Raw genomic sequence first — 11,853 nt, forward strand, 5'->3', positions numbered from 1 at the left:
TGGCGAGAATGCGCAGGAACTCCACGTACAGCCACACCAGGGTGACGGTCAGGCCGAAGGCGCCGGACCAGGCGTACCGGGTGGGCAGGCCGCGCTCCACCCCGCGCTGAATGGACTCGAAGTCCATGGTTAGGCTGGCGGCCGCCATGACTACGGCGAGCACGCCGACGACCAGGCCCAGCGGAATGCCGAAGATGGTGGCGCCGCGCAGGCCCCACGGGTTGGAGGCGAAGCCCGTGAGCATGAGCACGAAGTTGATCACGCTGAAGATCAGGTAGCCGCCCATGGCGGTCAGCAGGATGCGCTGCGCCTTGGGTGCCAGGCGGAAGCCGGCGAACTTGTATGCCGCCAGCACCACGCCGAAGGTCGCCACCGAGGCAAGAACCGCCTGCAGGACGATGCCGTCGTAACGCGCTTCCAGCACGCCGGAGAACGCGCCGAGCATGGCGCCCTCGCAGACGGCGTAGGCCATGATCAGTGCCGGGCTGGGCTCGCGCTTGGCGGAGTTGACCAGGCCCAGCACCAGGGCACCGATCGCGCCGCCAATCATGGCCAGCAGGCCGATCCCCGCCGTGGCCTCGGTGGTGGCCAGCATCCAGCTGACGGCGCCGACGGCGAGGATCACCGCGAAGATGCCGAAGGTGCGCACAATGACGTCGTCGTAGGTCATGCGGCCGCGGTCCACGTTGGTGGCCGACGGCGCGCCGTACTGGGCCTCCAGGCCGGAGAGCTGCTGCGGGGAGACGCTGCCGTAGGCGGGCGCCTGGCTGTACTGGCCGCCGGTCTGATAGCCGTAGGCGGGCGCCTGGCCGTACGGCTGAGTGGCCTGCGGGCCGGCCTGGCCGGGCTGGTATCCCGGCATGGTCGGATAGCCGTTGGGAGTGCGCTGCTGCACGGACGACGCCGAGCCGGCGCTCCCGTCGAATACGGGGCTGCGGGAGAAGTACGGGTTGCTCATCGCGTGCAGTATCGCCGATATTCCTGAAGAAGCCCTGAATGCGGTCAGCCGCCGGCTCCACCAGGAGTTCAAGGCTCCGGTCACCCGGCATATCTACCGGCCCCGCCGGTGACGTCACCCGGCCTCGGTGAGGTTCCTCCTCCAGGAGGACCCCGCTCCTCCGGCGTGCCCAGGACGGCGCGGCGACTAATCGCCAGCCGGGCCGATGAAGGCGCCCGGGACACTTCCTAGCCTGGTGGTGTTCGGACGCAGGCCGGTAAACATCCGGCCGCAGCCGCCGCGCAAATGCGCGAACACGCAAACTGCGCCACCCCGCCCCGAAAAGAGTTGATTCCGTTGATCGAAGCTGTCGATCTCACCAAGCGCTACGGCTCCAAGACCGCCGTCGACCACATCTCCTTCACGATCGAGCCCGGCACCGTCACCGGCTTCCTCGGCCCCAACGGCGCCGGCAAGTCCACCACCATGCGCCTGATCATGGGCCTGGACAAGCCCACCGAGGGCACCGTGAAGGTCAACGGCCACTTCTACCAGGACCTGCGCGCACCCCTATGCCAGGTCGGCGCCCTCCTGGACGCCAAGGGCCTGCACGGCTCGCGCAGCGCCCGCGCCCACCTGACCCAGTTGGCGGTCTCCAACGGCATCCCCACCCGCCGCGTCGACGAGGTGCTGGACCTGACCGGCCTGACCCCGGTGGCCAAGAAGCGCGTCAAAGGCTTCAGCCTGGGCATGGGCCAGCGCCTGGGCATTGCCGCCGCACTCCTGGGTGATCCACAGGTGCTCATCTTCGACGAGCCCGTCAACGGCCTGGATCCCGAGGGCGTGAAGTGGGTGCGCGAGACCTGCCGCCACCTGGCCGACCAGGGCCGCACCGTCTTCATCTCCTCCCACCTGATGAGCGAGATGGCGCAGACCGCCGACCACCTGCTGGTCATCGGCCGCGGCCGCATCCTCACCTCCGGCCCCGTGGACGAGGTGATCGCCTCCGCCACCAACGACGTCGTCCGCGTCGCCTCGCCGCAGACAGCCGACCTCGCCGCCGCCCTGAACACCGCCGGCATCGACACCAAGGCTCCCGAGCCCGGCGTCCTGACCACCACGATGGCACCCGCCGCCCGGGTGGGAGAGATCGCCGCCGCACACGGCATCGTCCTGCACGAGCTGGCCACCCAGCACGCCTCCCTGGAGGAGGCCTACCTGGAGTTGACCGGCAACGACGTCGAATACACCGCCGGCTCGGCCCCGGCGCCGCTCCCCGCGGCCGCCGCCCGAGCCTGACCGTCGGCCCCGACGCCGCTCGCCGCGCGCCGTCCCGCCGCACCCCACAAGCCACATCGACACACGAAAGCATCCACATGTCCACCTCCACCGTTTCCGAAACCGTCTCCCCCGGCCGGGAGCAGACCGACGCCGCTCCCACCAACGTCGCCCGCACCCGTGACGACCACCCCGCCCGCGCCCGCCGCAGCGACGCCCGCCAGACCGCCGCGCCCTCCGGCTGCCGCCAAACCTTCGGCCGGGCGGTGCGGGCCGAGTGGGTCAAGGTCCGCTCCCTGCGCTCCACCTGGATAACCTCGAGCATCGCCGTTGGCATCACCGTGCTGCTCAGCGCGGCCATCTCCATCGGCTACGCCGGCAGCTCCGAGCTCGCCGACCAGGCCGCCGACGCGGTCATCTCCGGTAACCAGTTCGGCCAGATCGTGGTGGCCGTGCTGGGGGCGCTCGTCATCACCGGTGAGTACTCCTCCGGCCAGATCCGCTCCTCGCTGGCGGCGGTTCCCCACCGGGGACGGCTGCTGGCCGCCAAGGCCCTCGTGGTCGGAGTGCTGGGCTTCCTCATCGGTGCCGTATCCACGCTGGTGACCTGGGCGGTATCTGCGCCCTTCATGAACGGACACGCCGGCTCACTGGCCGACCCCGAGTACCTGGGCTTCGTATGGGGCACCGGCCTGTCCTTCGCCGGGATCGCACTGATGGCCCTGGGACTCGGCTTCCTGCTGCGCTCCACGGCGGGGGCGATCACCCTGGCGCTGACCCTCCTGTTCATCATCGACCTGCCGCTGTCGCTGATGGCCCTCAAATGGGACTGGGCCGCCACCCTCGAGGGGTTCGAGCCGCTGCAGACGGCAATGGCCGTTTACGACCCGTTCCACCACATGGTGACCTGGGGGCAGGCCGACTCCATGTACTTCCTCCAGCAGTGGCAGGCGGCCCTCGTCTTCGGCGCCTGGGCGATCGTGCCGCTGCTGGCCGGCTGGGTGTTGTTCGCCCGCCGCGACGCCTGAACCGCACCCGTGCCCCGGCGGCAACTTGCCGCCGGGGCACAATTAGTCCATGAGCAGAGGGGAGCCCACGCGATGAGCACGCCGTCAAGCGCCGGCCGGGTGCTGCGTTGGCAGGCCGCGCACCCCTACCTCGCCGACGCCGCCATCGCGGTGGTGGTGCTGGTCCTCAACGTCTTCATGGGGCTGTGGCCGCTGCGGCAGGCGCAGATCCCGTCGCTGCACTCCTGGCTGCCGCTGACACTGGCCACCTGCCTGGTGTGCGCGCTGGCCCTGGTCTTCCGCCGCCGCCACCTGACCGTCAGCTGGGCGGTGCTGACCTTCCTGCCGCTCGCCCACGAGGCGGTGGTCGCCCGCGGTTTTCCCGACATGGGGGTGGCCGAGATCGGCTATGCGGCCGACGCGCTGCGCGCCTTCACCCTGCTGGGTCTGCCCTTCACCCTGGCCACCCTGGCCCTGCACCACCGGGCCGCCTGGGTGTGGGCGGCCTGCGCCGTCTCCACACTGACCACCGTGTTCGGCCAGGCCGCGCTCGGCGGTTACGCGGTCGACACCCTCGGCGGGCTGCTCATGCCCTACGGACTGACCAACATCATCGGGGTGCTGGTAGGGGTGGTGATCCGCGCCCAGGAGACCCAGCTGCACGAGGCGGAGCTGCGCTCATCGCGCCTCATACTGGCCCGCGAGCAGGAGGCTGCGCTGGCTGCCGCCAACGAGCGCTCCCGCATCGCCCGCGAGATGCACGACGTCGTCGCCCACTCCCTCGCGGTCATGATCACCCTGGCCGACGGCGCGGCCACCGCCATCGACCGCAACCCCGCCATGGCCAAAGAGGCCCTCACCACACTGGCGGAGACCGGCCGCTCCGCCCTGGCCGACACGCGCCGACTGGTGGGGGTGCTGCGCGAGGACCCCGTCGCCTCCCCCGCTGCCCGGGACGACGCCGACACTCGCCCGGTACCAGCGGCCCGCCGCGCGCCCGCAGAGTCGACCGGGGCGGGTACCTCCACCACCGCCCGCGAAAGCGCCGTCGTCGAGCCGCCCGCGGCCGCGGGCACCACCGTGCGCGAGCTGCCGGTTCCCGAGTTCGCCCCGCCCGGCACCGTCGCCCCGGTCGAGCCCAGCCAGCCGATCGCCGACCTGCGTCGGCAGGCCACCGACGTGGACGCCGACGCCTCCCGCGGTCAGACGCCACTCGCCCCCGCCCCCGAGCAGGCCGACCTGGAGGTACTCGTCGAGCGCTTCCGCACCGCGGGCGTACCCGTCACCTACCGGTGGACCGGCCGCAGGCTGCCCGCGGATAAGGGTCTGCAGCTCACCCTGTTCCGCATCGCCCAGGAGGCGCTGACCAACGTGCTGCGCTATGCGCCCACCACGCGCTCGGTCGCCGTCGCCGTCGACCGGCACGCCGGCACCGCCGTCCTCACGATCGACAACGACGCCGCCCCGGGCTCGACGCCGCTGCACGGTTCCGGCAAGGGGCTGATCGGCATGCGCGAGCGGGCCGCCGTCTATGGTGGCACTGTGCAGGCGGGGCCGACCCCGACCGGCTGGCGTGTGCGGGCCGTCCTGCACTGGGATGAGAGCCTGGAAGACAACGACGAAGGGACAGCGCCGTGGCAGATGCCGCAGTGAACGACGCAGCCGACCCGACCGCAGGCGCCGGGGCGGTGCCGCCCGGGCAGGCGGACTCCGCCCGCCGGCAGCGGCCCATCACGGTGGTGCTGGCCGACGACCAGGCGCTTATGCGCATGGGCTTCCGCATGGTGCTCGACCCCGCCGAGGACATCGAGATCGTCGGGGAGGCCTCCGACGGCGCCACCGCCCTGGCACAGGCACGCGCCCTGAAGCCCGATGTGATCCTCATGGACGTGCGCATGCCCGGTATGAACGGCATCGACGCGACCGCCGCGATCACCGCGCAGTGCCCGGACACCAAGATCCTCATCCTGACCACCTTCGACCTGGACGAGTACGCCTTCGCGGGCCTGCGCGCCGGGGCGAGCGGCTTCCTGCTCAAGGACACGCGGCCGGGCGAGTTGGCGGAGGCGATCCGCACGGTCGCCAGCGGTGAGGCCGTGGTCAGCCCGCGCATCACCCGGCGCATGCTGGAGCTGTTCGCCTCGCACCTGCCCGAGGACGGCGAGCGCGCGCGGGAGGATCCGCGCATCGCCGCGCTCACGCCGCGCGAGCGTGAGATCCTGATGCTGATGGCGCAGGGGCTGAGCAACTCCGAGATCGCCGACCATCTGGTCGTCTCGGCGACCACGGTCAAGACGCACGTCGGCAACGTGCTGGCCAAGCTGGACGTGCGCGACCGGGTGCAGGCGGTGGTGGTGGCCTACGAGACCGGCCTCATGCGCCCCGATCACCAGTAGTCCCCGGCACCACCGCGCTCTCCCGCCCTCTTCGCCGAGGTCGGTTGATTTTACGCGCCGAGGTCGGTAGATATGGCGTTTCGACGTCGGCGGGCGGCTCAGGCCGTATGCAGCCGCTGTTGTGCAGCGGTGAAGCCGTCTACCGCCACCTGTTCGACGACGTCGGCCGCCTGTTCCAGGGTGACGGCCAGCTCCGCCCGTTCCCGCCCGGGGAAGTCGCTGAGCACGAAGTCGGCGGGGTCCTGCCGCCCGGGGGGCCGTCCCACGCCGACGCGCAGCCGTGCGTAGTCCCGGGTGCCGAGTGCCTGGGAGATGGAGCGCAGGCCGTTGTGCCCGCCCTCGCCGCCGCCGCGCTTGAGTCGCAAGGTGTGCGCGGGCAGGTCGAGGTCATCATGGATGACCAGCAGGTGCGAGGCCGGGTCGACATCGTAGAAGCGGGCCAGCGCCTTGACCGGTCCGCCGGACTCGTTCATGTAGCCGGTGGTGCAGGCAAGAATGACGCGCGGTCCGGGGGCGCCGCCGGGTAGGACGCCCAGACGCACGTCGGCGACCCGGGTGTGGGTCTTGTGGCTGGAAAGGCGGGACCCGGCGCGCCCGGCCAGCACGTCGATGACCATTTGTCCGACGTTGTGGCGGTTGTGGGCGTACCGGGTCCCGGGGTTCCCCAGCCCGACGACGAGCCAAGGGGAGTTCATGAGCGTATGGCTGCGACGGCGAGCGTCACTCGGCCTCGGCGGGGGCCGCGCCCTCGGCAGCCTCGGCCGGGGTCTCCTCCTCGGCGACCGCGACGGCCTCCAGGGAGACGTTGACGACGTCGGTGTCGGCCTCGGTGATCGCCTCAACGTCATCGGGCAGAGTCAGGTCGGACACGCGGACGGCGGTGCCGGCCTCGACGCCGGTGAGGTCGACGTCGATGGACTCCGGGATGGCGATGGCCGGGGCGGAGACGAGCACGTGGGCCAGCTCGATGATGTGGATGGTGCCGGGCTCGGGCTCGCCGGTCACGACGACGGGCACCTCGACCTCGACCTTCTCGTTGCGGTTGACCAGCAGGAAGTCAATGTGCTGCACGCCCGGGCGGATGGGGTGGCGCTGGACGTCCTTGGCGAGCGCCAGCAGGGACTCACCGTCGACGTTCAGCTCGATCAGTGCGTTCTCGTTGCCGCGCAGGGCCAGGCGGGTGGCGTGCTCCTCCAGCAGCAGGTGGCGGGGCTCGGTGCCGTGCCCGTAGACGACGGCGGGTACCTGGCCGGCGCGGCGGGCGCGGCGGGAGGAACCCTTGCCGAACTCGGTGCGGTCGGTGGCGTCAAGCTTGATGGCGTTGGCGGGCATGCGTTCTCCTCGGTTGTGGCGGGGAGCGTGCCCCGCGGTTCGGTGGTCCGGCGGGCACGACGACGCGCAGCACCTTCCGGCACCACCACGTCGATCACGGATGCGCTGGGCGCATCCCTCGCCGGGGCAATGCCGCCACTCTACGCGATTACGGTGCTTCCCGACGACGCCGCCAACGGTGACCCGCCCCACGGCCCGGGCGCTGATCGATCACACGCGTAATACCGACCGACCTCAGCACGTAACTTCCACCGACCTCGGCACGTAAGATCAACCGACCTCGGCGAATGGAGACATCAGGAGTGCAGCAGCGCCAGGGCCTCCCGCACCCGAGCCACGGGCAGTTGGCCGGGCGCGGAAGCCGCCGATCCCGCGGTCGCGAAGGTGAGCGCCGAACCGAACACCCCGCCCGCAAGCCGGGTCAGGACGCCCGCCTCCCCCATGGCGATCGCCACCACCGGGATGTCCAGCTCCCCGCGGGCGCGCGCCGCCACGCCCACAAGCCGGCCCACATCCGCCAGATCCGCCGGGGTGACGGCGAGCTTGGCGACCGCGGCGCCCGCGTCCTGCATGGCGTGCAGACGGCGCAGCATCTCGACGTCGTCCGGCGTGGCGGCGAAGTCGTGGCTGGAGGCGACCACGTCGAGCCCCGCCCGGCGCGCCAGCCGCACCAGCCGTGGCAGGTCGCCGCGGGCCAGTTCGACGTCGACCGCGGCAGCGGCACCGCGTTCCCGTCCGAGCCGTTCAATCGCGTCCGCGAGCGCGGCCCGGTAGGTGACGTCGTCGACGTCGAGTCCGCCGCCCTCCGCGGCTGTGCGCACCGTCAGCAGCACCGGCATGCCCGAACCGCGCAGTTCCGCCCCCACCGCGCGGGCGGCCGCCAGCCACAGTCCCGCAAGCTCCTGCGGCGCCCACCGCGCCGGCATGGTCGTGGCGGCGCGCGCACGCCCGGTCGCCGCAGCCGCCTCCGGCGCGGTCAGCAAGTCGGCGCGCAGCTCAACCAGGTCCGCCCCGGCCCGGCGGGCCGCCCGGGCATGCTCGGCGCAGGCGGCGGCGTCGGCCCCGGTGGTGGCGACCGCGACCATGGGCACCGGCCCGCCCAACGTCGCCCGCCGCCAGGTGACCGGTCGTGCGCACGCCGGTGAGCCCGGCACCGCGATCCCGCTCTCCTCCAGGCGGGCGCGCAGGTCCTGCACCTCCCGGAGTACTGCCCATCGGTCTGCGGGGACGCCCGCCGACGACGAGTCCTCGGGGACTTCCGTTGAGTCGGTCCCGGCCGCGGGCTTGGCTGCCCGTATGCCGTCCGTGTTCATGCCTGCGCTCCCGCGGGAAGGAGCGAGATGGCAATGCCGTCCAGGATGTCGGACAGGCTGGTGACGGCGGTGGTCAGCGGATGCCCGGCGGCGGCAGTGTCGGCGGCGACCCGGCTCACCACCTCGCTCCACACCAGCGCCCCGGCGGCGATGACGTCGCGGCGGCCGGGCAGCAGGTACCCCCAGGACTCCCGCTGCGCGGCGGTGGAGTGCACGATCGCGTCGCAGGATGCCAGCACCCGCGCGATGCTCAGCTCGGCCCCGTCGATGGCGTCACGGTCGAAGGCGTCCAGGCCGAGGGCGTGGGCGGTGACGGTGGAGATGGTGCCGGCGAGCCCGACCAGCCGGGTGGCGGCGCCCAGGTCGACGGCGTCGGCGGCCCGGTCCAGTAGGGCGCGCACCTCCGCGCGGGCGGCCTGCTCCGCGGCGGGGGTGACGCCGTCGGCCAGGTAGCGCTCGGTGATGCGCACCGAGCCGGTGTTCATCGAGTAGGCGGCCTGCGGGGCGTCCACGCCCAGGACCAGCTCGGTGGAGCCACCACCCAAATCGACGACGAGGCGGGGACCGTGTGTAGCCTCGTTCCGCTGCTTGGCGGGCTCTTGCCCGGCCCGGTCGGCCTCGGCGGGCCCGGCCGCCGGCGCACCGTCGTCGTCAGCCCCGAGTAGTGAGCCGGCGAAGGACAGGCGGGCCTCCTCCTCGCCGGAGACGACCTCGGGGACGATGCCCAGCGCGGCGCGCACCCCGTCGACGAACTCGTCACGGTTCTCGGCGTCGCGCGTGGCGGAGGTGGCGACGAAGCGCGCGTGCTCGGCGTTCAGCGGCACGTCCAGGCCGGCGCAGGTGGCGGCGTACTCGCGTACCACCGCCAGGGTGCGGGCCAGGGCCTCGGGGTCGAGGCGCCCGGTGCGGTCCACGCCCTGTCCCAGGCGGACGATGGTGCTGGAGCGGTGCAGGGGGTGCAGGCGGACGGCGCCGGTGTGCTCGTCCCGGACGGCGTCGGCGACCAGCAGCCGGATGGTGTTGGTGCCGCAATCAATGGCGGCGACGCGGGTCATGTGTGGCTCCCCCTCGGATGGCTGTGCCGGCGGCTTCAGCGGTAACTCTACGGCGGCGGTCGGCGCTCAGCAGGAGCAGCGTTCGGGGTCCCACAGGCCCCGCTCGCGCAGTGTGTCCAGGGTGAGGTCGCCGATGGGGTTGACGCCCCGGCCAACCGCGAGCGTGTGCGCGAGCAGCGCGTGCAGGCACTTGACCCGGTTGGGCATGCCGCCGGCCGATACCCCGGTGATCTCCTCGGGGCTGCCCAGTTCGGCGCGGCGAGCCAGGTAGTCGTTGTGAGCGGCCGCGTAAGCGGCGGCCAGATCGGGTTCGGCGGCCAGGCGCCGGTTGAACTCCTCCATGAGGTGCTCCGCCTCGAGGGTGGAGCAGCCGCGCACCGCCGCCGGATGGGTCAGGTAGTACATGGTGGGGAAGGGCGAGCCGTCGGGCAGGCGCGGCGCGGTGCGCACCACCGTCGGTCGGCCGCACACGCAGCGGGCGGCCACGTCGACGACACCGCGCGGTGTACGCCCCAGCTGCGTACGCAGGGTCTCCAGGTCGGCTTCGCTCACGGTCACTGCTGGTCTCCTGATTCGGTGTCGTGGTGGACTGCGGGGCGGGGGTGGACCAGCCTCGGCGGGCGGGATCGTCGGCCTGTTCCCGTTCGACTTGTCCGGCCACGCGCGCCGACTCGCGCAGCTCCTCGTACCAGGGCAGCCGCTCCTCGGCGTCGGCCCGGGCGGAGCCGGCCGCGTCGGTGTCCTCGAAATCGTCGGCCCCGACCACGACGTAGGTGGTCTCACCGGGCATGACATACGACAGGCGCTCGCGGGCCTGGGCCTTGACGTAATCGTCGTCGTCCCAGCGGGCCAGTTCCTCCTCCAGGGCTGTGGAGGTGGCACGGGCCTCATCGATCTGGTCCAGCACGGCGTCGTACTGGGCGCGCTGGCTTAGGTAGCCGCGCAGCGAGGGGAAGACCACGACGAAGGCCAGGGCCAACACACCGGCGAGGATGAGCAGGCGCATGGGCAGGGACAGCCCCTCCGCGCCGCCCAGGCGGGGAGCCGGATCTTCGGAATCTTCGTGGGTGGGGGCGGAGGTGGCATTGTGGTCGGCGTCGGCAGCGCCGCGGGAAGTGCTGCGGGCGGTATCGGGCTTATCGGTGTGCCTGCCGGCGCCGGCTCGAGCGTCGCGGGAGGGGCCGGAGCGGGTTCTGCGGGCGCCGGGGCGTGCTGGTACAGGTCGGCGCGGCGTCATGGAACCGATCCTGCCTCACGGACGTGCGCATGGCGAGTGTGCGGCGCCGGTGCGTCGGCCACGAAGCGGCAAGTATCCCGGCACTGTCCCGACACCGCGGCAGGGCGGCGGCCCGATGGCAGGGCGGCAAGACGACCGCACGGCGGGGACGACATCGGGGCGTCAACGTCCCTGTTTGGACCGCAATCCTCCATTTGGACCGCCGTAGTACGCCACTGGGGCGGTCCAACCCGACACGGGCGGTCCCAAGAGACTTTCGCGGTCCGAATAGAAGGCGATCGGAGAGATGCGTGCGTGGTTCGGGGCTATTGGCGCGAACGCGTGTTTTGGCCCGGCGGCGTGCGGGGGCGGTGTTGTTGCACGACCCTGGGCGACACTGCACGACCTTGGTGCGCACTCCACGACCCCGGGGTGGTCGTGCAACACACACCAAGGTCGTGGAACGCAGCCCGAGGTCGTGCAGCACATACATAGGGGCGGGGTGAGCATCACCGCCACCGGGGTCATCGGCACGAACGTGGTGCATTAGACCGGCGTGTCGCGGGGTGTCGTGCTGAGCCATACCCAACCCGATAAACCCCAAGTTCTCCCCACTATTTCAACGAAAACCCCCGATCACGCGCACACATTCGCGCCGATAACTGGCGTTTCCGGTTTGTGGGTGTGGTGGTGGATTCTGGTGTCGTGGGGTGCCGAGCTGTCAACCTGCGGGCATGCCGGCTCGACGTCGCCCGCTGAACCGTGAGACGGCCCCGCAGGCTGTCCGCCTACGGGGCGTGCCGGCTGCAACCGGCAGCCGGCCTGCCGTTGGCGCACATGCCACTGTGCGGTGGTGGCCCGAAATGTCACCAACCGGGACAAACGAGCCTCAACACCTACCAGGGGCATCCGGCACCCGCATGATTCCAACGTTTCCTTCACGGCCGCCAACGCCGCCGGACCCGTTTGTCCCGAATCATGACAATCGCCCCTCCTAGAGACTCCCGGTGCACGGGCCACCCCGAAGGGACAGGCGAGCCGACGCTCCCGACCCACCGCGACATGCCGTGCGCACACCCCGCCCACCCGTCACACCCACCAGACGGTCCACCTCCACCAGACGCCCGCCACCCGCCCCGCCACACCCGCAAACGGGAAACGTCCGACAACTCCAAACAGAGCGGTCCCGGGGCACGCACACGATCAACGCGTGCATACCCCGGGACCAATCCGGGAAAGCAGGCCTCGGCTCAGGCAGACGACTTACGCCGTGCCCGCCCCGAGCCTCCGCTAACGCTTCGGCTCAGGCAGACGACTTA

10 protein-coding genes and 1 pseudogene are annotated in these 11,853 nt (G+C 71.6%); 4 read left to right on the plus strand and 7 right to left on the minus strand.

Annotated features, from left to right (window positions below; translation table 11 throughout):
• Positions 1-958 (minus strand): Bax inhibitor-1/YccA family protein (locus tag DRB06_RS12725; RefSeq protein WP_111820147.1); only part of this gene is annotated, 958 nt, incomplete at its 3' end.
• Positions 959-1,294: 336 nt separating this feature from the next.
• Between DRB06_RS12725 and DRB06_RS12730 the strand changes: the two genes are divergently transcribed.
• The 4 genes from DRB06_RS12730 to DRB06_RS12745 all read left to right on the plus strand — a co-directional run bounded on the left by DRB06_RS12730 (position 1,295) and on the right by DRB06_RS12745 (position 5,618).
• Positions 1,295-2,236: an ABC transporter ATP-binding protein gene (locus tag DRB06_RS12730; RefSeq protein ID WP_108968380.1), complete on the plus strand. Its 942-nt coding sequence runs from the start codon at positions 1,295-1,297 to the stop codon at positions 2,234-2,236.
• A 77-nt stretch (positions 2,237-2,313) separates the two neighbouring features.
• Positions 2,314-3,243 carry an ABC transporter permease subunit gene (locus DRB06_RS12735; RefSeq protein WP_111820148.1) on the plus strand — a complete coding sequence of 310 codons (930 nt, stop codon included), beginning with the start codon at positions 2,314-2,316 and terminating at the stop codon, positions 3,241-3,243.
• A gap of 72 nt (positions 3,244-3,315) precedes the next feature.
• On the plus strand, positions 3,316-4,875 hold the full coding sequence (locus tag DRB06_RS12740; RefSeq protein WP_108968384.1) for a sensor histidine kinase: 1,560 nt from the start codon (positions 3,316-3,318) through the stop codon (positions 4,873-4,875).
• Complete coding sequence (locus DRB06_RS12745) at positions 4,857-5,618, plus strand: response regulator (protein ID WP_395994453.1); 762 nt, start codon at positions 4,857-4,859, stop codon at positions 5,616-5,618. The genes DRB06_RS12740 and DRB06_RS12745 overlap by 19 nt, the downstream gene beginning before the upstream one ends.
• 98 nt (positions 5,619-5,716) lie before the next feature.
• Here DRB06_RS12745 and pth read toward each other — a convergent pair whose 3' ends face one another.
• From pth to DRB06_RS16875, 6 genes and pseudogenes are all read right to left on the minus strand, one after another.
• Positions 5,717-6,313 carry an aminoacyl-tRNA hydrolase gene (gene pth, locus DRB06_RS12750; RefSeq protein ID WP_073328339.1) on the minus strand — a complete coding sequence of 199 codons (597 nt, stop codon included), beginning with the start codon at positions 6,311-6,313 and terminating at the stop codon, positions 5,717-5,719.
• Positions 6,314-6,338: 25 nt separating this feature from the next.
• The gene (locus DRB06_RS12755; protein ID WP_073328337.1) at positions 6,339-6,950 is read right to left on the minus strand and encodes a 50S ribosomal protein L25/general stress protein Ctc; all 612 of its coding nucleotides are present in this window, start codon (positions 6,948-6,950) and stop codon (positions 6,339-6,341) included.
• A 296-nt stretch (positions 6,951-7,246) separates the two neighbouring features.
• Positions 7,247-8,263 carry a type I 3-dehydroquinate dehydratase gene (locus tag DRB06_RS12760; RefSeq protein ID WP_111820149.1) on the minus strand — a complete coding sequence of 339 codons (1,017 nt, stop codon included), beginning with the start codon at positions 8,261-8,263 and terminating at the stop codon, positions 7,247-7,249.
• Positions 8,260-9,318, minus strand: coding sequence for an exopolyphosphatase (locus DRB06_RS12765; protein ID WP_111820150.1), 1,059 nt, complete (start codon positions 9,316-9,318; stop codon positions 8,260-8,262). The genes DRB06_RS12760 and DRB06_RS12765 overlap by 4 nt, the downstream gene beginning before the upstream one ends.
• Before the next feature lie 66 nt (positions 9,319-9,384).
• Positions 9,385-9,891 carry a DUF501 domain-containing protein gene (locus DRB06_RS12770; RefSeq protein WP_073328332.1) on the minus strand — a complete coding sequence of 169 codons (507 nt, stop codon included), beginning with the start codon at positions 9,889-9,891 and terminating at the stop codon, positions 9,385-9,387.
• A gap of 199 nt (positions 9,892-10,090) precedes the next feature.
• Positions 10,091-10,555: pseudogene (locus tag DRB06_RS16875) on the minus strand (septum formation initiator family protein); the annotation flags it as partial.
• Between the last annotated feature and the right edge of the window lie 1,298 nt (positions 10,556-11,853).

The organism is Actinomyces sp. Z5, from assembly GCF_003287795.1.
In the GTDB taxonomy this organism is placed as follows: Bacteria; Actinomycetota; Actinomycetes; order Actinomycetales; family Actinomycetaceae; genus Actinomyces; species Actinomyces glycerinitolerans.

Bases quoted from the DNA above. Each gene is read 5' to 3' on its own strand.
- pth (WP_073328339.1), bottom strand. From the start codon at position 6,313: ATGAACTCCCCTTGGCTCGTCGTCGGGCTGGGGAACCCCGGGACCCGG.
- DRB06_RS12765 (WP_111820150.1), bottom strand. From the start codon at position 9,318: ATGACCCGCGTCGCCGCCATTGATTGCGGCACCAACACCATCCGGCTG.
- DRB06_RS12755 (WP_073328337.1), bottom strand. From the start codon at position 6,950: ATGCCCGCCAACGCCATCAAGCTTGACGCCACCGACCGCACCGAGTTC.
- DRB06_RS12735 (WP_111820148.1), top strand. From the start codon at position 2,314: ATGTCCACCTCCACCGTTTCCGAAACCGTCTCCCCCGGCCGGGAGCAG.
- DRB06_RS12740 (WP_108968384.1), top strand. From the start codon at position 3,316: ATGAGCACGCCGTCAAGCGCCGGCCGGGTGCTGCGTTGGCAGGCCGCG.
- DRB06_RS12760 (WP_111820149.1), bottom strand. From the start codon at position 8,263: ATGAACACGGACGGCATACGGGCAGCCAAGCCCGCGGCCGGGACCGAC.